Source organism: Pseudomonas sp. JV241A (assembly GCF_900275665.1).
Classification (GTDB): domain Bacteria; phylum Pseudomonadota; class Gammaproteobacteria; order Pseudomonadales; family Pseudomonadaceae; genus Aquipseudomonas; species Aquipseudomonas wadenswilerensis.
Window position 1 is genome coordinate 485,955 of record NZ_OPYO01000013.1, and the last position, 18,353, is coordinate 504,307.

Consider the following 18,353-nt stretch of genomic DNA (forward strand, 5'->3'; position numbering starts at 1 on the left):
TAATTCACTAGGTGTAATATGTATGTCAACCGCTTTTTCTTTTTCAGAAGCAACCACGGTGGATATAGTATGCATAGTGAAATATATGAGTCGGGCCCGGTGCGGTTTCGTCTGGCCGTGTACGGTGGTGCTTTCGACCCACCGCACCCCGGCCACCTGAGCGTGATCACCCGGGCGCTGGAGTGGGCCGATCAGGTGGTCGTGGTGCCCAGTTACCGGCATGCCCATGGCAAGCGCATGGTCGACTTCGACCTGCGTTGTCGTTGGTTGCAGCGGCTGATCGAGCGGCTCGGGAGCGAGCGGGTCAGTTGCTCGGCCGTGGAGCGTGAGCTGGGCGGCGAGGGCGGGGCGGTGTACAGCTATGACCTGCTGTGCGCGTTGAGCGAGCGCAGAGGTATTGCCCGCGCTGATATCGCCCTGGTCATCGGCGAGGATAACCAGGCCAATGTTGCTGGCTTCTATCGAGGCCAGGAACTGCTGGACGACTTCGGCCTGCTGGTGGCCGAGGAGCAACTGGGCGTGCACAGCTCGGCCATCCGCGCCGGCCTGCGCAATGGCCAGGCGTTGCCGGCAGCCTGGTGCCTGCCCGACATCGTTGCAGAGTTTGAGGTGTATAGGAGTCCACAGTGAGTGCTGCAGAAGTACTGGCCAGCGTCGACATCGTCGCGTTGCGCCTGAACCCCGAGAGCAAGCAGTTGGAAGTGCTGCTGTACCGGCGCGATCGCGCGCCCCACGAAGGTGAATGGGCGCTGCCCGGGGTGATCGTCAACGGCCGCACCCCGGACAATACCTTGGCGGCCGCGGCTGACCGGGCGATGAGCGAAAAGGCCCGGATCCTGCCGCGTCACCTGGAACAGGTGGGCACCGAGGGCAACGCCTTTCGCGACCCGCGTGGCTGGTCGATGAGTACCTACTACCTGGCCTTGCTCGGCCCGGAGGTCGAGGCCGGCACTGAGCAGCTGTGCTTTGTCGACGTCGCCAGCGTCATCGGGCGCAAGCGGGTGCTGCCGTTCGACCATAACCTGCTGGTGCAGCTGGCGTGCGAGCGCCTGGCGTCCAAGGCGGTGTATACCAACCTGCCGCTGTACCTGGCGCCCGAGCGCTTCACCGTGCTCGATGCACTCAACGCCGTGCAGGCCTGCCTCGGTCACCCGGTCAACAACACCTCCCTGCGCAAGCGCCTGGAGCGCATGAAGGACGAGGGCTGGATTCGCGACACCGGCGACAAGAACTTCCCGAAAATGGGCCGGCCCCAGCAACTGTTCGAACACACGCCGAAAGCCGAGACGCCCTTCGTGTTTGACCGTAGTCTGTTGCCCGAGCGCTCGGGCACCTGAGCAAAACATAAAAAGGACTGCACATGCCGAACCTGGAATGGCTTGAACACCACATGCAGCACTGCGACACCTTCGCCGAGCGGCTGTATCGGCAGTTCAGCTATGAGTACGCCGATATTTCGCTGGAAGCATGGCGGCGAGAGTTCGCCGAGGGCCAGCGCAACGGTGACTGGCAATGCCTGGTTGCGCTCGATCAAGAACGCTTGCTCGGTGGCGCTGCGCTGGCCCGCGATGACCTGCCCGGGCGCCCGGAGCTAGGGCCCTGGCTTGCTTGTGTGCTGGTCGAGCCGCAGGCACGCGGGCAGGGCCTGGCGGAAAAACTGATTGAAGGGATTTGTCAGCGAGCCCGGGAGCGCGGCGTGGCCACCTTGTACCTGCACACCCATGACCAGAGCGCGTACTACGCCAAACGCGGCTGGAGCGTGCGCGAGCGGTTCGAGGCCTGGGGCAAGGAGCAGTGGTTGATGTCGCGGGAGCTACTCGGCCAGTAGGCCCTCGGGGTTGCCTTGCAACCCATCGCTGGCAAGGCCAGCTCCCACAGGTTTGCCGCTGTTCTCAGGAAAGGTGCAGGGCCTGTGGGAGCTGGCTTGCCAGCGATGAGGCCTTCAAGTCAGCAGGAGCGGCCCTGAGAGTCTTTGAGCGGTTGCGCAACCTTCAGCACCTGCTCGACCGCCTTCAGCTCCCGACCTTCCAGCTTGCGCCGGCCAAACGAATAGAAAGCCCCGCCCGGGTCGACATGCGCCGAGAACAGCCCGACAACCTCATCGCCTGTCACCTCGAGTAGCAGCTCCATATGCGCTTCGAATGGTGTGCAGGCACTCAGGTAGGTCAGCCCCTCGACCACCGCGCAGGCACTCCAGCAGGCTTCCTCCAGGGCAAAGATCTGCGCCTCCTCGCCACCGACTTGCTGCAGTGCCCAGGCGCCCTGATCGTGGGGCAGGGACCTGAGCATTGGCAGTAGCCGCTCGCTGCCAAGGATGTCGAGTTCATAGGTGTCGCCCATGCAGCTGAGCACGAGCGCCTTCAGCAGGTAGCTCAGGGCAATTTCCGAAGGCTGTTCGCTCCAGCCATTGATGGCGGACAGCGGTGGGCACCATAGCAGTTGCACGGTCTCGCCAGCCTGCACACTGTCGTGCCTGTCGAACTGCGCCCAGGTCTTGTCGCCAGCCTTCGGCACAATGGCCTGCAGGTCGAGGGTCGGCGCGCTGTAGTCGATACCGGGCACGTTGCGCCAGCTTGACGGCCAACAGCTTTTCAGGGGGGTAGGCATTGGATGAGGCAAACTCTTTTCTTACAGGTTTTGTGTCGCTCTGGGGATCGCAGCAGAACTTGTGGGAGCTGGCCTTGCCAGCGATGGGCCGCAACGCGTCATGCGCCTCGATTCCGACGCGTACAGAAATCAACGGAGGATGACCTGCAGCACAAGCCCCGAAAGGTGTGTCGGCAGTGTGAGGAAGGGCGCCGGCTGTATTGCCTGAATTACGACCGCTACGCGCTCGATCGCTGGCAAGTCCAGCTCCCTCAGGATTTGCGCTGCTCTCTGGATCAAGCACCCTGACGGCGCATGGTCAGAATTGCCGCACCAAAGAAGATAAACGTCGAGCCCACCACCCGGCTCACCCAGCGCGAGAACGCCGGCCGGGTCAGCACGCCTTTGGCCCGCGAGGCGAGGGCGGCGTACAGGCTCAGGGAGGTCAGCGACAAGCCCATGAAAATCGCGGTGAGGATCAGGAACTGCGGCAACAGCGCAGCGCTCTGGTCGATGAATTGCGGGAACAGGGCGGTAAAGAACATCGTTGCCTTGGGGTTGGTGGCGGCGGTGAGGAAGGCCGATTTGTACAGCTTCCAGCGTGAGGGCTTGACCGGTGCCTGGCCCGCTGCAACATCGCTTGCCAGCATCGGGCTCTTTTTCATCAACTGTTTGGCACCGAGGTAGAACAGGTAGCCGGCACCGAGGATCTTCACCGCGTTGAACAACCACTCGGAGCTGGCGAGCAGCGCGCCGAGGCCGAGCATGGCCGCCGCTGACAGGCAGAACAGCCCGCTGGCGTTACCCAGCGAGGACCACACCGCATAACGCGGCCCGTAGGCCAGGCTGTTGTTGATCGCCATCAAGGTAGCGGGGCCGGGGCTGGCGATGGCAATCGCGGCAACCAGGGTGAAGGCGAGAAGTGCGTGAAGATCCATTTTCAGGCTCTGGAGGGTTGGACAGGCGGTAAATGTAACAGGATCAGCCACCGCGCTGCTCGGCAAACCACTGCATCACCACCGCGCACGCCGGATGCCCGGCTCCTGCGGCCTGCAGGCACAACGAATACACCCCGCCGGTCTTCAGTGGCTGCCCGAACGGCACGATCAGCACGCCGCGATCAATCGATTCCGCGGCCAGGGTCAGGTCGGTCATCGCCACCCCCAAGCCTCGCGCCGCCGCATCCAGCGCCAGTTCGTCGAGGTTGAACGGTATGTGCCGGTAATCCGCCAGCGCTTTGCCGCTCCGCGCCGCCAGCCACTGGCTCCAGGTCTGCTGGTCGGTGGAGCCATGCAGCAGTGCAAAGCGCACCAGGTCTGCCTCTGAATCCAGCCCGAGGCCGGGCGTGCACACCGGCACCAGGGTTTCCTCGAACAGTGTCGAGCAGGCCGAATCACTGGAAGGCTCGGGCAGGTAAAGGATGTACGCATCACTGTCCGTGGCCGGTTCCACAATCTCGGTGGCCACCGTCTCGATCGACAACGAGATGTCCGGGTGCAAGCGGTAGAACTCGCTAAGCCTGGGCAGCAACCAGCGCACCGCCAGCGACACGTGCATGCGGATGCGGAACGGGCGCTGTTGCGGCGACAGGCGTTCTTCGAGGGTTTTCAGTTGCTCGAGAATACTCCGTGCGCTGGCCAGCACCTGTTCGCCCTCGGCAGTGAGCTGCAGGCTGCGGCTGCTGCGCACGAACATGGCTACGCCAAAATGGCTCTCCAGCAACTGGATCTTGCGGCTCACTGCGCTCTGGGTCAGGCACAGCGTGTGCGCGGCTTGGGTGAAACTGCCAGCGTCGGCAACTTCAACCAGCGCCTGCAGGGCTTGCAGCGAAGGCAGGTGGCGAACTTTATCCATGCGTTTTTCGAATGCCCCGATGAATTTATAACGTTGGTTGTATCAGCAAAGACCTTTTAGATTCTGGCCATGGCAACCGCCACCAGCATAAAACGTCCATGCGCTGTGTGCATACAGGTCGAGAGGTGATGCATGAAAAACCAATGTGGCTGGATTGCCCTGGCGGGCAGTTCACCGGTACGCGCTCGCCTGAGCGGCGCGCAAAAAGCCGACTGGCTGGTGATCGGCGCGGGCATCACCGGGCTCAGTGCCGCCCATACCCTGGCTGAAATGCACCCGCAGGCGCGGGTTGTCGTGGTTGATCGCCAGCACGCCGCGCAAGGCGCGTCGGCACGCAACTCCGGTTTTGTCGTCGCTCATGAACACCCGGCCGACAACGAATTGCTTGGCCATGGGGGCTTTGCCGACTACGAAACCGATACCGCGATCGGCCAGGTCGCCAGCAACGAAGTGCGCCAGCGCATCGTGCGCCACGACATCGACTGCGAGTTTCGCGACGACGGCTACTTTTTCGCGGTTAACGACCCGGACAAGCTCACCCATGTCGAAGCCAAGCTGGCGACCCTGCGTGCCGTCGGCGCCGAGGCGCAGTTCCTGCAAGGTGAGGCGCTCAAGCACAAGCTCGGCAGCAGCCATTACCAGGCAGCGATCTGGTGCGGCAACGGCAACGCCTTGCTGCAACCGGCCAAGTACGTGAAGGGCTTGCTCGATGCACTGCCGGCCAGTGTCACACTGTATGAAAACACCGATATCAACAGCCTTGAGCGCCTCGATCAGGGCCGCGTGCGCGCCAACAGTGCCGATGGCAGCATCGAGGCCAAACAGGTACTGGTGTGCCTGAACGCCTTTGTTCCACGGGCCGGCATCGACACCAGTGGCACCTTCGCGATGGAATTGAGCGCCAGCCTCACCCGACCGATGACCGACGCCGAGTTCAGCGCCATCGGCAACGTCGAGCCGTGGGGCGTGCTCTCGACCCGGCCACTGGGCGCCACAGTACGGCTGACCCCGGACCGCCGGGTGATGATCCGCAACACCGCCGAATACCGCGCGCGGGACCTTGGCCCGAGAGAACTGCAGCAACGTCAGCAGCATCATCTGCGGGGCTTGCAGCGACGTTTTCCGTGGTTCAGCGCACAAGACATCCAGTTCACCTGGACCGGCCACCTCAGCGCCTCGCGCTCCGGCCAGCCGTACTTCGCCAAGGTCGAAGAGGGCGTGTTTGCCGTGGCCGGCTGCAATGGCTCCGGGGTTGCCCGCGGCACCTTGTGGGGGCGTTTGCTGGCAGAGCTTGCCAGCGGGGCAAGCTCGCCGCTGCTGACCTCGGTCATGGCCCGGGCGCAACCCGGCTGGTTGCCCCCCAAGCCGCTGCTCGATATCGGTGCCATGCTGCGGATGCGTGTGGAAGCACTGCGAGCCAGGACTGAAATCTAGAACACCGTCTATCCCAACAAGAACAAAGCTCCTTTGAAAGGTGAATGATCATGCAATTCAAAACGCTGCCCCTGGTTGCCTTGCTCGCGACTTTTTCCGCCGCTTCATACGCTGTCGAAGAGGTGAACATCTCCAACTGGAACGGCTACATCGCCGACGACACCTTGCCCAGCTTCACCAGGGCCACCGGCATCAAGGCGACCTACGACATTCACGACAGCAACGAAGTGCTCGAGTCCAAGCTGATGACCGGCAACACTGGCTATGACGTGGTCAGCCCCTCCAACCACTTCATGTCACGGCTGATCAAGGCCGGGGCGATCCAGCCCCTGGACAGGAGCCAGTTGCCCAACTGGAAGAACCTCGACCCGCTGCTGATGAAAAAGCTCGAGGTCAACGACCCCGGCAACCAGTACGGTTTCCCGTACATGTGGGGCACCGCCGGCATCGGCTACAACGTCGAGAAGATCAAGGCAATTTTCGGCAGCACCGACGTCACCCGTTCGTGGAAGCTGTTCTTCGACGAAGAGAACATCAAGAAGCTCAGCCAGTGCGGCGTGGCGATCATCGACAACCCGACGCAGATCCTGCCGATCACCCTCAACTACCTGGGCCTGCCGCACCACAGTCATACGCCTGCGGACTACAAGCACGCCGAGCAGGCACTGCTGAAGATCCGTCCTTATGTGCAGTACTTCCATGCCTCCAAGTACATCAGCGACCTGGCCAACGGTAACGTTTGCGCGGTGATCGGTTTCAACGGCGACGTGGTCCAGGCTGCGGCCAGCGCCAGGGAGGCCAACAACGGCATCGATATCGCCTACTCGATCCCGGAGGAGGGCTCGACCCTGTGGATGGACATGCTGGTCATTCCCAAAAGCGCGCCCCACGAGAAGAACGCCTACGCCTACCTCAACTACCTGCTCAGCCCTGAAGTGATCGCCAACATCAGCAACAGCATCCACTACGCCAACCCCAACAGCGCTGCGGATCAGTTCCTCACGCCTGCGGTGAAGCAGGATGCGGCGATTTATCCGCCGAAGGACGTGCTGGAAAAACTCTTCACCGTCGAAGACCTGCCACCGGCCATCGCCCGCCTGAGCACGCGGCTGTGGACCAAGCTCAAGTCCAACACCTGAGTGCCAGTGCAGCGAGGGGCGGGTGTCGTCCCTCGACCCGCGCTGTCTTGAGTACCCTGCGCCGACCAATGGTGTTTTTATGTCACCCAGGTCGTTTGACAGGGTATTCGCCGTAGCTATGATCCAGAAACAGCCCATGAGCAGGGAGCACAGGGCATGAGCACGGTTTCAGTAGTGCCGATAATCGATATATCGGAAAGCATGAGCCAATACGGTCACGTCGAGCAGGCGCTGATCGATACCCAGGCGTTCCTGCGTTTGCTCAAGGCGGGTGACAAGCTGGCCGTGGTGGCCTGTGATCACAAGGCGCGCACGGTGTTCACCGGCAACGGTGGCCTGGCCACGGTCGACCCGCTGCTCAATATCACCGCCAGTGCCGCCACCGCGGTGGCCGGGTTGGCTTTTGACGGCCTGTCCAGCGCCCTCGGCCTGGGTTTGCAGCACAGCCGCAGTTTTCTCGATTCGTCCAGGTTGTCGCGTGCCTGCGTGCTCTTGAGCGACGGCCAGCACAATGACGGGCCGTCACCGCTGGAGGTGCTGCCGATCTATCCGGTGATGGCCTGCGCCCTGGGCCCCCAGGCCGATCAGCACCTGCTCCAGCAGATTGCCCAGCGCACCGGCGGGCGCTACTTCTATGCGCCCCGCGCGGTGGACCTGATGAAGGTCTACAACCAGATCCGCGCAACCAGCGCCAATGCAGCGCTATTGACCAACCAGCTCAACGACATCGCCCAGCATGGCTACCAGTTGATTCCGCTGGTCATCGGCCAGCGTCCGGGTGCGGCGCAGCTGTCGCTGGTGTGGTCGAGTCGCGAGGTGAGCTATACCAGTGGCAGCCCGCGGGGCAATCAGCTGTCGGTGACTCTGGTCGACCCCAGTGGCGTCACCAGCCCGCTGGCGCCGAGTATCATCGGTGCCGGTTTTGTCATCTTCAATCTTCCCCACCCGGAACCGGGGCAGTGGTACCTGCAGGTCGAGTTCGCCGGCAGCGGGCAATCGATCAGTTGCACGGCCGGGGCGTTGCAGCACTCGGTGACGGCACGCAGCGGGCCTGCCAACATTCGCCTGGGCGTCGAAATGGCCGCGCGCCACGCGGTTGGCCAGCCGCTGGCACTCACGGCGCACCTGCAGGCCGGTGGCGAGGTGATCAGCAATGTCCGCGCCCATGCCATCGTGCAGGGGCCGACCCTCAGCCTGGCTGACGCCCTGGTCAAGTACCACGGTCAACTCCGCACGGTGCAGGCGCTGCCGTTCGACCGTGCCACCGGCATCGCCGAGCCCCTGGCCAGGCTCGCCGCGTTGCGCCACACGCTATTGCCGGAGCTGGACATCCTCGCCCACCAGCAGCGCGTGGTGCACCTGGGGGCCGCTGCCGGTCAGCTCGGTACCTGGCTCGACACCCCGGTGCCGGGTTCATACAGCGTGCAGGTGGTGGTCAGCGGCGACAGCCAGGCCTCGGGTCCGTTTCAGCGTTGTGAGCTGGCCAGTGTGCTGGTCACTGCGGATTAATTTGTCGCGCCTGTCGTTCGTTCTCTAGAAAGCCACCGTACGCCACCGGCGTGACGGGCCCAATCAATCCAGGAGACAGGCAATGACATCCGTATTCGACCGCGAAGACATCGTGTTCCAGGTAGTGGTCAACCACGAAGAGCAGTATTCCATCTGGCCCGACTACAAGGCGATCCCGGCGGGCTGGCGCACGGTTGGCAAAAGCGGCCTGAAGAAGGAGTGCCTGGCGTATATCGACGAAGTCTGGACCGACATGCGCCCCTTGAGCCTGCGCCAGAAGATGGCCGAAACCGCTGCGACGCAGTAAGGGGCGCGCGTGTCTGCATTGACCCTGCTGTGCCTGCCGTACTCCGGTGCCAGTGCCATGGTCTACAGCCGCTGGCGGCGCAAGCTGCCGGCCTGGTTGAGCGTGCGCCCGGTGGAGCTGCCCGGGCGCGGTGCGCGCTTGGGCGAGCCGTTATTGACTGACATGCAGGTGCTGGCCCGCCAGTTGGCCAGCGAGCAGCGTCTGGCAGCCAGTCAGCCCTATGCCTTGCTCGGCCACAGCCTGGGGGCCTTGCTTGCCTTCGAGCTGGCCCACGAGCTGCAGGCGCTGGGCTGCCCGCCGCCGGTGGCGCTGTTTGCCTGCGGCACGGCCGCGCCAACCCGGCGTGAAGACTATGACGGCGGCAACTGGCGTGAGCCCAAGAGCGATGAGGTGCTGATCGACGAGCTGCGCAAGCTGCAGGGTACGCCGGAAGAGGTGCTGGCCAACCAGGAGCTGATGAGCCTGACCCTGCCGGTGCTGCGCGCCGATTTTCTGCTGTGCGGGCGTTATGTCTATCGTCAGCGTCCGCCCCTGCATTGCCCCTTGCATGTATTGGGCGGGGAAGACGACAAAGCCAGCGAGGCGCAATTGCTGGCCTGGCGTCAGGAGAGTGTCGGTGACTTCTCGCTGGAGGTATTCCCAGGGGGACACTTCTTCATCCATGAGCATGAAGAGCGCGTTCTCGGCGTGCTCAGCGCGGCCCTGGAGCCCCATCGCCTGTCGGCTTGAACATTGACGCAGCGACGGTGAATGGGCGAGCCTTGAGGTTTACCCGGAACACAGGTGCATGCGATGTTGATCAAGCCGAACCAGGCCAGCTTGCTGGTCATCGATGTTCAGGAAAAACTCATTGGCGCGGTGAGCGACCCGGCCGGCACCCTGGCGCGCACCCGTTGGTTGTTGGCAGCGACCGCCACCCTGGGGTTGCCGACGGTGTTTTCCGAGCAGTATCCCAAGGGCCTGGGGCCGACCGTGGCCGAACTCAAGGAAGCTTCGCCAGGTGCCCAGGTGGTGGAGAAGCTGCACTTCTCCTGCGTCGCTGCCGAGTGCCTGCCCGCATCGCTGCTGGCTCGCGAGCAGGTGGTTGTGTGCGGCATGGAAACCCACATCTGCGTGCTGCAAACCGTGCTCGGCCTGCTGGCACTGGGCAAGCAGGTATTCGTGGTCGAGGATGCCTGCGATTGTCGCGGGGCCCACAATCGCGACGCCGCCATTGCCCGCATGCGCGCGGCCGGGGCGCAGATCGTCACCCGCGAGATGGTGGTGTTCGAACTGATGGGCAGCTCGGCCCATGAGCAGTTCCGTCATATCAGCAAGACCTACATGGTGGGCGAGCAGCCGTAAGCGTCGAACTGAGACGCTGGCCAGTGGTGTTGCGCGCGGCGCTGCATTAAAGTGCGCGGCACTTGATTGCTTACAGGATGTTCAGATGAAATCGCGTGCACTGCTGACTATCGGCTCGACCCTGGCCCTGGCTTGCCTGCCGATGATCGCCCAGGCCAACGCCACTGTTGCCCAGGTCTTCAATGGTGAAATGCTCGGCACCAACCTCAAGTATTTCGAATCGGTCGCAGGCGTCGCCCGCACCAGCTTCGGCGACAAGCACACCTACAAGGTGCAGGGCTGCGAAATCACTGCCGACGCAACCGGCGGCAGCATCAACGACCTGCGCCTGGAGCTGTCGCCGACCTGCAAGGCCGACCTCGGCTCGTTCATCGGCACCTTCGCCCCGCCCGCCAACCAGCCGCTGACCTTTGCCGCCCTGCATGAGTCCACCGGTGGCCCGCTGGAGTTCTATGCCGACTGTCTGACGATGTGTGGCAACGCCTTCGATCCATCGGTGTATGCGCTGTGGGAAGGGCCCCGTGCGGTCGGCTTCACCCAGGTCCTGGTGGAAGCCATACTCATCGATGATGCGGCCATTGCTGCCTCGCAAAAATGGGCGGACGAAATGAAGAAGCGCAAGGGCGATGACTTTGTCATCGACAACAAATACAACTGCGAACGCAGCTTCGACCCGGTCGCCCTGCAGAGCTTCAAGCCGGTGGCCATCACCGCAGTGACCATTGGTACGCAACTGACCAAACCAGGCTGCTGATTGCAGTCGTGGCCGCCCGCCGCTACTGTGCAGCTATTGCCAGACGCGGCGGGAGAGCCCATGCAATTACCCGGTTGGCTGGTTGTTATCAGCGTGGCGTTGGCCGTTCAGGGCTGCGTCACCCAGCGTGAAGCGCCTGAGCAGGCCCCGGCCAAGGTGCGCGCCCAGATCGTGCGCCTGCTGCCGGCCACCGCCAAGGACCGCGAAGGCTGGGCGCGGGATATCCAGAGCGCCTTTGCCGCGCAGAAGATCACCGCCAGCAAGAGCAACCTGTGCGCAGTGCTGGCGGTCACCGAACAGGAGTCGACCTTCCAGGCCGACCCGAAAGTACCGGGTCTGGGCCGCATCGCCCGGCAAGAGATCGACCGCCGCGCCGCCAGCCTGCATATCCCCAACCTGCTGATCGACGCCACCCTGCAAACCCGCTCGCCGACCGGCAAGACCTATGGCCAGCGGCTGGATGCGGTGCGCAGCGAAAAAGAGCTCAGCGACCTGTTCGATGAATTGATCGGTGCCTTGCCCATGGGCAAGACCCTGCTCGGCGGCTTGAACCCGGTGCGCACCGGCGGGCCGATGCAGGTCAGCATCGACTTTGCCGAACAGCATGCCCAGGACTATCCCTATCCCTATGGCGGCACCATCCGCCAGGAAGTCTTCAGTCGGCGCGGCGGCATGTACTTCGGCATCGCCCACCTGCTCGGTTACCCCACCCACTATGATCGCCAGCTCTATCGCTTTGGTGACTTCAATGCCGGTTGGTACGCCAGCCGCAACGCGGCATTCCAGAGTGCCTTGAGCCGGGCCACGGGCGTGGCGCTGGCGCTGGACGGCGACCTGATCGCGCCGGGGGCGATCATGCCCGGTACCACCGAGCAGGCGGCAAGGCGCCTGGGGCTGAAGCTGGATTTGCGCAATGTCAGCATCCGCAACCAGCTGGAGAAGGGCGACAGCCTGGAGTTTGAAGACACCCGCTTGTACAAGGGCGTTTATGCCCTGGCCGATGGCGCGGCGGGCAAGGCCGTGGCACGGGCGCAGTTGCCGGGGATCGAGCTGAAAAGCCCGAAGATCACCCGCAAACTGACCACGGCCTGGTTTGCCAAGCGGGTGGATGAGCGCTATCAGCGCTGTATGAAGCGATGAGTCGGTGGTGAAGCTATCGCTGGCAAGCCAGCTCCCACAATACCTGTGGGAGTTGGCTTTGCCGACGATGGGCTGCAAAGCAGCCCCAAAATAGCCAAGGTCAGCTGCTACCCGCCACCAACGCCCCCACCACCTGCTCGACACTGGCCTTCAACCCCGCCAGCGAATCCTGGGCATCGGTCTCCACCACCAGCAGTTTGGCTCCGGACGCGGCGATCACCTCGGCCACTGCCTTGCTCGGCTGCTTGTGATGCAGCACCAGCGCCACGTCCTGGCCCTTGAGTTCATCGCCAAGGCGCTTGAGCGCCGCCGCATCCCACTGGTCATCGGCCACTTGCGGGTGATCGATCAGGTCCAGGTTCAAACCGCTGACCAGGTAGTCCAGGCGATCCGACAGGTTGACCACACTGAGGTTGTCCGCTTCGGCCAGGCGCGCTTCGCTGCCGGCACTGAGCTCCAGCAGCTGGCGCTTGAGGGCGGCCAGGTTGCTCTGGATCTTCGGTTGGTCCGCCGGGCTCAAGCGCCCCAGGTCGTTGGCCAGCACATCGGCCATGCGCCCAAGGTTGCTCGGGTTGAGCCAGGGGTAGCCGGCAAAGGCGTTGTTGCCCTGCACGGCGATGCCCGGCAGGGCACCATCGACCGGGCGCGCGGCGTCGATCTCGACGATGCGGATATTGCTGCGCCGGGCCACCGGGTACAGCGGGTCGTCGCTCCAGATCGAGCGCAGGCCGATCACCGCGTCGGCGCCGCCAGCGGCTTTTTGCAGGCTGGCACCACCGCGGCCACTGAAGTACGACGGCTGGCGTGAGGCCGGAATGTTCGCCGGCGCCGCACGCTGCACTTTTACCGAAGTACCGTCGAGCAGGGCGCTGGCCAGGGTGTTGGTCACCGGCAGCGAAGCCAGGACGGTGACCCCGGCCGCTTGTTGCCTGGCCGCCGCCGGGGCGCTCTGGGCCAGGCTCAGGGTCGGCAGGCCGGCGAGCGCCAGGGTCAGGCACAGGTGCTGGAGTTTGAAGGTCATGCCGGGTTTCCTTGCAGGCGTGGAACAAGGCCGCGGGCGAGGGCGGCGAGGGCGAAGCAGCAGCCGGCGACGAGGATGATCGCCGCACCCGAAGGCACCGGCAGGTCGAAGACGATCGGCAGCAGGATGCCCACCAGGGTGCTCAGGGTGGCAATCAGCACCGAGGCCCAGAAAAAACCCTTGAGCGATTGGCTGATCAAGCGCGCCGCCGCTGCCGGAATCACCAGCAGGGCGCCGACCAGGATCGCGCCGATGACTTTCACCGCGGCCACGGTGACCAGGGTCACCAGCACCACGAACAGGTAGTCCAGGCGCTTCACCGCGACGCCGCGCACCGCTGCCAGCTGCGGGTTGAAGCTGGCCAGCATGATGCGGTTGTACAGCGGCAGGGCCAGGGCCAGCACCAGGCTGCCGACGATGCCGAGCACCAGCAGGTCCTGGCCGCTGACGGTCAGCACCGAGCCGAACAGCACGTTCTCGAGGATGTGCACGTTGATCTTGCCGGCCAGCATCAGCAGCAGGCTGGCGCCCAGGGCCAGGGACACCGAGAGGAACACGCCGATCAACGTGTCGGGCGACAGGCCGGTGCGGTTGCGCAGAAAGTTCAGCAGGATGCCGAACAGCAGGCAGTAGCCGAACAGGCTGCCGTAGGGGCCGGTGTAGGGTTCGCCGAGCAAAATGCCGATGGCTACACCGGTCAGCGCCGCATGGCCGACGGCTTCGGAGAAGAAGGCAAAGCGCTTGACCACCACCAGGGTACCGAGGCCGCCGAGCACCGGGCCGATCATCAGGCCGGCAAGCAGGGCATTGACCACAAAACCATAGGCCAGGGCTTCGGGCAGGTAGCCGGCGGTAGCCCAACCCTGGATCAGCAGGCGAAATTCTTCGTAGTTCATCAGGCGATGCTCTCGCTGCGCGGGTGGATGGAGAACAGGCTGAGCAGGCGGTCCGGGGTCAGCGCCTGTTTCGGTGGCGCATCGAACAGCACCCGGCGGCTGAGGCCGGTGACGCGGTCGGCCAGGCGTGCCACGGCTTCCAGGTCATGCTCGATCCACAGCACCGTGGTCCCGGCGGCGCGCCACTCGTGCAGCAGGCGCTCGAACACCTGGATACCAGCCTCGTCCAGCGCCGACATCGGCTCATCGAGCACCAGCAGTTGCGGCGCCGGGATCAGTCCCTGGGCCAGCAGTACGCGCTGGCGCTCGCCACCGGAGAGGGCGCCCATGCGCCGCTTGCGCTTGTCGAGCATGCCGACCCGCTGCAGCGCGGCATCGATGGCGGGCGCCACCTTGCGTGACAAGCCGAGAAAAGCCGGGCGACGCTGGCACATGGCGGCCATGAAATCATCCACGGTCATCGGCAGGCCACGGTCGAATTCCAGTGCCTGGGGCACGTAGCCGATGATCTGCTCTTCACCCGGCCAGGTCAGGGTCAACTGGCCGTGGTGCGGCATCTGTCCGAGCAGGGTCTTGATCAGCGAGCTCTTGCCGCCGCCATTGGGCCCGACCAGCGCATGCACGCTGCCGGCGGCGACGTTGAAGCTGACCTTGTCGAGGATTCGCGTGCGGCCCAGGGTCAGGTCGACCTCGGCAAAGGCGATGTCCGGCCCGCAGGCGCGGTTGAGCAGCGGTTGCGCCACGGTCATGCCTGGGACTCCTTGATCGCCCGCACCACGGTGTCGAGGTTGCGCTTCATCTCGACTTCGTACTTCTCCTTGCTGTAATCACCGTAGGAGATGTGCGTCAGCGGGTAGATCTTCACCCCCGATTCACGCTGGATGGTTTCGACGTAGGCCGAGGGGAAGTCCATCTCCGAGAAGATCACTTTCACGTCCAGGGCCTTGAGTTGGTCGATGGTCTTTTTCAGCTGGCTGGGGCTTGGTTCGATGCCGTGGGCCGGTTCTACCACGGCGGTGACTTCCAGGCCGAACTCGCGCACCAGGTAGTCGTAGGCGGCGTGGATGGTTGCCACGCGAAACTCCGCGCCCGGCGCTTCGGTGACTTGGGCCAGGGCTTCGGCACGCAGCTTGCGCAGGCGCTTGGCGTAGGCGCGGGCGTTCTGGCTGTAGTACTTGGCGTTGTCCGGGTCGAGCTTGCCCAGCTCGCGGGCGATGTTGTTGACCTGGGCGATGCTGGCGCTGATCGACAGGAAAGTGTGCGGGTTGACCACCTTGCCGGCACCGCGTGCAGCCACGCCGGTAGCGGCCAGCAGCGGTACGTTGCTGTTCGATTCGATGGTGGCGATGGTGGGCTTTTCGCTGGCGGCGATCATGCGGTCGGCAAAATCGTCATGGCCAACACCGTTGAGCACGATCACATCCAGGGTGCCGATGCGCTTGATGTCCTCGGCCCGTGGCTCGTAGGCGTGGGGGTTGAAGCCGGCCGGAATCAGCGGCACCACCTCGGCCTTGTCACCGACGATATTGCTCACGTAGCTGTAGTACGGATGCAGGGTGATGCCGATGCGCAGCGGCTTGCCGTTATCGGCAAGGGCCAGGGCGGGCAGGGCGCAGGCCAGGAACACACTTAGAAGACGACGGGCGAGGGTGGCGCGAAACATGGGGCGTCCTTGTGTCAGTGACTATGCTGGCGGGTGACGCCGGCGTCGTAGTGGGCGGCGATCTGTTGCCAGCCGGCGGCGATCAGGGCGGCCTGGCTGAAGTCGGCAGGCACGGCGGCGGCGGGGCTGCGCTGCAGCCAGACATCGGCGGCGCCGTCCTGGGCTTCAGGCACCAGCAGGAGGAAACTGCCGGCCACCGCGCTGGCCTGGCTCAGGCCCAGATAGGCACGCTCCTGCAGCAGTTGCCACTGGTGCTGGCCGCGGCTGGCGCTACTGGCGTCGAGCACAAATGGAGGGAAGCCTTCTTCGGCGAGGACTTCGACAGCCAGCAGTTGCGGCTCCTCTTCGCGGCGTGCCTGGATCTCGTCGAAGGCCACCCGCAGGTCGGCGTACACCCCTTGCTCGGCCGCATTGAGGTCGCGGCGGGCATCCAGCTGGTGGGCCTCGATGCTCACCTCGTCATGCCGTTCGCCGCGCAGGGCAACGATGCCGGCGGCCACCGCGAGGATCAGCAGGCTGACCAGCAGCACGTACAAGGTTTCATGCCCGGCGCCGGCCGGGCGCACCACCTGGACGCGGCTCATTGCTCGATATCTGCGTAGTCGATTTCCACCACATGGCCGGGGCCGGCGTCGAACAGCACGTAGAACTCGCCGTCCGGGCGCTTGAAAGTCAGCTTGGAGTTTTCACCAAGCTTGCCCGGCACGAGGATCTCTTCGTTGTAGCCGATCACATCGAGGGTTACACCGGGCGCGCCGCTACCGTCGGAAAAGCCGCCAGTGCATTCGATCTGCTCGCCATCGATCGGCTTGCATTCGCACATCGGGTTGTGGGCCAGGGCCGGGCCGGCAGCGCCGAGCAGCAGTAACGGCAGGAGCAGCTTGCGGGACTTCATCATTTGCCTCCTTGTTTGTTCAGCCAGGCAACGGTGGCCGGCGAAGCCTTGCTCAGCGGCACGGCGGCCTGGTGCATGCTGCCGTCCCAGCCTTCGAGGGTGATCCAGATGTCGGCGTCCGCGCGGGTCTTGAGCGGGATTGGCAGGCCGGTGCTCATGCGGTACGGGGTGCCGAAGAAGATTGTCCCGGCGGCACGCAGGCTGCGCGGCTTGCCGATGCGCAGGTAAGCCGCCTTGACCTCGGGGATACAGGCCTGGCACAGGGCCAGATTGAAGGCCTTGAAGTAACCGGCAGGGCCATCGGCGCGCGGAGCTTCATCGCGCAACTCGGCCAGCTGCACGCTCCAGGGGCCGACCTGGATCTCGCCCAGCTCACGCTCGCCCAGGCCGCTGTCACCGCGAAACAACGCCGCGTCGGCAAAGTACTTGGGCATGAAGCCGAGCGGAATCAGCAACAACAGGATGTTCAGGTGAAAGCGCCATTTGTGCCAGAAACGGCTCAACGGGCTTTGCGGCGCAACTGCTGCCTTGCTCATAGGCTGGCCTCCGTGGCGGTATCGGTAGCGGTGGCGATTTGCTTGCGAGGCCTCTGCTCGCGTTTGAGGGCGGCGGCGGTGGCCTGGGCAGTACGCTTGGTCCAGATCAGCAGGCCGCTCAAGACCATCATCGACAGCACCAGGCCGAAGAAAGCCCAGATCAGCTTGATCGCCAGGCCGCCGAAGTCGCCGGTGTGCAGCGGGCGCATGGATTCGGTGACGAACTCCAGGGTTGAGCGGTCGTCGATCAGGAACTGCGACTCGATCTTGCTGTTGTACGGGTTGACGTTGACGGTCTGGAACATCAACGGGTACCAGCCGCGTCCGCCCAGGTAGACGTGGGCATAGGCATTGCCGGGCAGGGAGACGAAGCTCACGTCCAGGCCAGGGATCTGCTCCTTGGCGATGCGCGTGGCGTCATCCAGGCTGATGCGCGGGGCCGGTGCACCCGATTCGGTGCGTGGCACGTCTTCACGGGCAATCACCGGCACCACCGGTTCCGTGGAGAGGGTGATGTGGTTGTCACCCAGGATCGCCTGGATCAGGAACCAGGTGCCGGTGATGGAAATCACCGCAATGAACCAGATCGACCAGATGCCGCTCAGGCGGTGGAAGTCGCCCCAGAAGATCCGCGCGCCATGGTTGAAGCGCAAGGTCGGCTTAAAGAAACCTTTCCAGAACCGTTTATAGACCACCAGCCCGGTGACCAGCGAGGCCAGCATCGGCAGGCCGAGCAGCGACACCAGGTACCAGCCCCAGCTGTAGCCATTGGTGAACGGCACCAGCCACCAGCCGTGCAGGGCACGGGTGAAGGCCTCGAAGCTGAACGACGGGCTCTTGCCCTGGATCGCCCCGGTGTAGGGGTTGACGTACAGGGTCGGCGCGCTGCCGTCGGGGAATACCACGGAGGCGGTGAGGGCGAAGTGCGAGCCATCCGGCTGGCTGATGAAGTTCACGGCCATGTCCGGCTCGGCCTTGTGCAGGGCATCGAGCACCTGCTGGAAGCTCAGCCGCTCGGCGTCGCCATCAGGCTTGCTGGCGCGCACATCGGGGTTGGCCAGCCAGACGATTTCCTGGCTGACCACCGCCAGGGTGCCGGTGACGCAGACGATCAGGACGAAAAACCAGATCGGCAGGGCGAGCCAGCTATGGACCAGGAACCACAGCCTGGATTTGGACTTTTTCGCTTTCTGGGACATTGCAGGTGTCTTTTCAGAGAAATTGAGGTCGAGCCGATGCTCAGCCTTGGGACTGCAATAGATAAGACGAACGAGA

The 18,353-nt window shown here is 64.1% G+C and carries 22 protein-coding genes; 11 read left to right on the top strand and 11 right to left on the bottom strand.

All coding sequences use genetic code 11. The features are described 5' to 3' along the window. The first annotated feature begins 69 nt into the window (after nucleotides 1-69). The 3 genes from JV241A_RS08925 to JV241A_RS08935 are packed head-to-tail and all read left to right on the top strand — an operon-like array spanning nucleotide 70 to nucleotide 1,828. Nucleotides 70-630 carry an adenylyltransferase/cytidyltransferase family protein gene (locus JV241A_RS08925; RefSeq protein WP_134062019.1) on the top strand — a complete coding sequence of 187 codons (561 nt, stop codon included), beginning with the start codon at nucleotides 70-72 and terminating at the stop codon, nucleotides 628-630. After that, nucleotides 627-1,337, top strand: a complete 711-nt coding sequence (locus JV241A_RS08930; RefSeq protein WP_134062021.1) for an NUDIX hydrolase — start codon at nucleotides 627-629, stop codon at nucleotides 1,335-1,337. The genes JV241A_RS08925 and JV241A_RS08930 overlap by 4 nt, the downstream gene beginning before the upstream one ends. Before the next feature lie 23 nt (nucleotides 1,338-1,360). Continuing rightward, nucleotides 1,361-1,828, top strand: a complete 468-nt coding sequence (locus JV241A_RS08935) for a GNAT family N-acetyltransferase (protein ID WP_134062023.1) — start codon at nucleotides 1,361-1,363, stop codon at nucleotides 1,826-1,828. A 119-nt stretch (nucleotides 1,829-1,947) separates the two neighbouring features. On the opposite strand, the gene JV241A_RS08940 is transcribed toward JV241A_RS08935, so the two are convergent. The 3 genes from JV241A_RS08940 to JV241A_RS08950 all read right to left on the bottom strand — a co-directional run bounded on the left by JV241A_RS08940 (nucleotide 1,948) and on the right by JV241A_RS08950 (nucleotide 4,440). Further along, complete coding sequence (locus JV241A_RS08940; protein ID WP_240047843.1) at nucleotides 1,948-2,607, bottom strand: hypothetical protein; 660 nt, start codon at nucleotides 2,605-2,607, stop codon at nucleotides 1,948-1,950. Between the two features lie 275 nt (nucleotides 2,608-2,882). After that, nucleotides 2,883-3,524 carry a LysE family translocator gene (locus tag JV241A_RS08945; RefSeq protein ID WP_134062025.1) on the bottom strand — a complete coding sequence of 214 codons (642 nt, stop codon included), beginning with the start codon at nucleotides 3,522-3,524 and terminating at the stop codon, nucleotides 2,883-2,885. A 43-nt stretch (nucleotides 3,525-3,567) separates the two neighbouring features. Beyond that, nucleotides 3,568-4,440 (bottom strand): LysR substrate-binding domain-containing protein, encoded by an 873-nt coding sequence (locus JV241A_RS08950; protein ID WP_134062027.1) that lies wholly within the window; start codon nucleotides 4,438-4,440, stop codon nucleotides 3,568-3,570. 132 nt (nucleotides 4,441-4,572) lie between these two features. Between JV241A_RS08950 and JV241A_RS08955 the strand changes: the two genes are divergently transcribed. The 8 genes from JV241A_RS08955 to JV241A_RS08990 all read left to right on the top strand — a co-directional run bounded on the left by JV241A_RS08955 (nucleotide 4,573) and on the right by JV241A_RS08990 (nucleotide 12,067). Next, nucleotides 4,573-5,874, top strand: a complete 1,302-nt coding sequence (locus JV241A_RS08955; protein WP_134062029.1) for an FAD-dependent oxidoreductase — start codon at nucleotides 4,573-4,575, stop codon at nucleotides 5,872-5,874. Between the two features lie 50 nt (nucleotides 5,875-5,924). Next, nucleotides 5,925-7,013 carry a polyamine ABC transporter substrate-binding protein gene (locus tag JV241A_RS08960; RefSeq protein WP_134062031.1) on the top strand — a complete coding sequence of 363 codons (1,089 nt, stop codon included), beginning with the start codon at nucleotides 5,925-5,927 and terminating at the stop codon, nucleotides 7,011-7,013. Between the two features lie 156 nt (nucleotides 7,014-7,169). Continuing rightward, nucleotides 7,170-8,522: a vWA domain-containing protein gene (locus tag JV241A_RS08965; protein ID WP_134062033.1), complete on the top strand. Its 1,353-nt coding sequence runs from the start codon at nucleotides 7,170-7,172 to the stop codon at nucleotides 8,520-8,522. A gap of 82 nt (nucleotides 8,523-8,604) precedes the next feature. After that, nucleotides 8,605-8,829, top strand: a complete 225-nt coding sequence (locus JV241A_RS08970; RefSeq protein ID WP_115086231.1) for an MbtH family protein — start codon at nucleotides 8,605-8,607, stop codon at nucleotides 8,827-8,829. 9 nt (nucleotides 8,830-8,838) lie between these two features. Next, complete coding sequence (locus JV241A_RS08975) at nucleotides 8,839-9,558, top strand: alpha/beta fold hydrolase (protein WP_115086232.1); 720 nt, start codon at nucleotides 8,839-8,841, stop codon at nucleotides 9,556-9,558. Between the two features lie 63 nt (nucleotides 9,559-9,621). After that, nucleotides 9,622-10,173, top strand: coding sequence for a hydrolase (locus JV241A_RS08980; protein WP_115086233.1), 552 nt, complete (start codon nucleotides 9,622-9,624; stop codon nucleotides 10,171-10,173). A gap of 85 nt (nucleotides 10,174-10,258) precedes the next feature. Continuing rightward, nucleotides 10,259-10,927, top strand: coding sequence for a hypothetical protein (locus JV241A_RS08985; RefSeq protein ID WP_134062035.1), 669 nt, complete (start codon nucleotides 10,259-10,261; stop codon nucleotides 10,925-10,927). Nucleotides 10,928-10,987: 60 nt separating this feature from the next. After that, the gene (locus tag JV241A_RS08990) at nucleotides 10,988-12,067 is read left to right on the top strand and encodes a DUF1615 domain-containing protein (RefSeq protein WP_166675666.1); all 1,080 of its coding nucleotides are present in this window, start codon (nucleotides 10,988-10,990) and stop codon (nucleotides 12,065-12,067) included. Between the two features lie 100 nt (nucleotides 12,068-12,167). Here the strand turns inward: JV241A_RS08990 and JV241A_RS08995 are convergent, their stop codons facing one another. The 8 genes from JV241A_RS08995 to JV241A_RS09030 are packed head-to-tail and all read right to left on the bottom strand — an operon-like array spanning nucleotide 12,168 to nucleotide 18,277. Further along, complete coding sequence (locus JV241A_RS08995; RefSeq protein ID WP_134062037.1) at nucleotides 12,168-13,088, bottom strand: zinc ABC transporter substrate-binding protein; 921 nt, start codon at nucleotides 13,086-13,088, stop codon at nucleotides 12,168-12,170. After that, nucleotides 13,085-13,984: a metal ABC transporter permease gene (locus tag JV241A_RS09000; RefSeq protein ID WP_115086236.1), complete on the bottom strand. Its 900-nt coding sequence runs from the start codon at nucleotides 13,982-13,984 to the stop codon at nucleotides 13,085-13,087. The genes JV241A_RS08995 and JV241A_RS09000 overlap by 4 nt, the downstream gene beginning before the upstream one ends. Next, nucleotides 13,984-14,733 carry a metal ABC transporter ATP-binding protein gene (locus JV241A_RS09005; protein WP_115086237.1) on the bottom strand — a complete coding sequence of 250 codons (750 nt, stop codon included), beginning with the start codon at nucleotides 14,731-14,733 and terminating at the stop codon, nucleotides 13,984-13,986. Before JV241A_RS09005 ends, JV241A_RS09000 begins: the two co-directional genes overlap by 1 nt. Next, nucleotides 14,730-15,647, bottom strand: coding sequence for a metal ABC transporter substrate-binding protein (locus JV241A_RS09010; protein ID WP_115086238.1), 918 nt, complete (start codon nucleotides 15,645-15,647; stop codon nucleotides 14,730-14,732). The genes JV241A_RS09005 and JV241A_RS09010 overlap by 4 nt, the downstream gene beginning before the upstream one ends. 14 nt (nucleotides 15,648-15,661) lie before the next feature. Next, entirely contained in the window at nucleotides 15,662-16,231 is a 570-nt protein-coding gene (locus JV241A_RS09015; RefSeq protein ID WP_115086239.1) for a DUF6162 family protein, read from the bottom strand. After that, a complete protein-coding gene (locus tag JV241A_RS09020) occupies nucleotides 16,228-16,542 on the bottom strand; it encodes a hypothetical protein (RefSeq protein WP_115086240.1) in 315 nt (104 codons plus the stop codon). Before JV241A_RS09020 ends, JV241A_RS09015 begins: the two co-directional genes overlap by 4 nt. Further along, nucleotides 16,542-17,078 carry a thiamine pyrophosphate-binding protein gene (locus JV241A_RS09025; protein ID WP_115086241.1) on the bottom strand — a complete coding sequence of 179 codons (537 nt, stop codon included), beginning with the start codon at nucleotides 17,076-17,078 and terminating at the stop codon, nucleotides 16,542-16,544. The genes JV241A_RS09020 and JV241A_RS09025 overlap by 1 nt, the downstream gene beginning before the upstream one ends. Beyond that, nucleotides 17,075-18,277, bottom strand: coding sequence for a PepSY domain-containing protein (locus JV241A_RS09030; RefSeq protein ID WP_115086242.1), 1,203 nt, complete (start codon nucleotides 18,275-18,277; stop codon nucleotides 17,075-17,077). The genes JV241A_RS09025 and JV241A_RS09030 overlap by 4 nt, the downstream gene beginning before the upstream one ends. Between the last annotated feature and the right edge of the window lie 76 nt (nucleotides 18,278-18,353).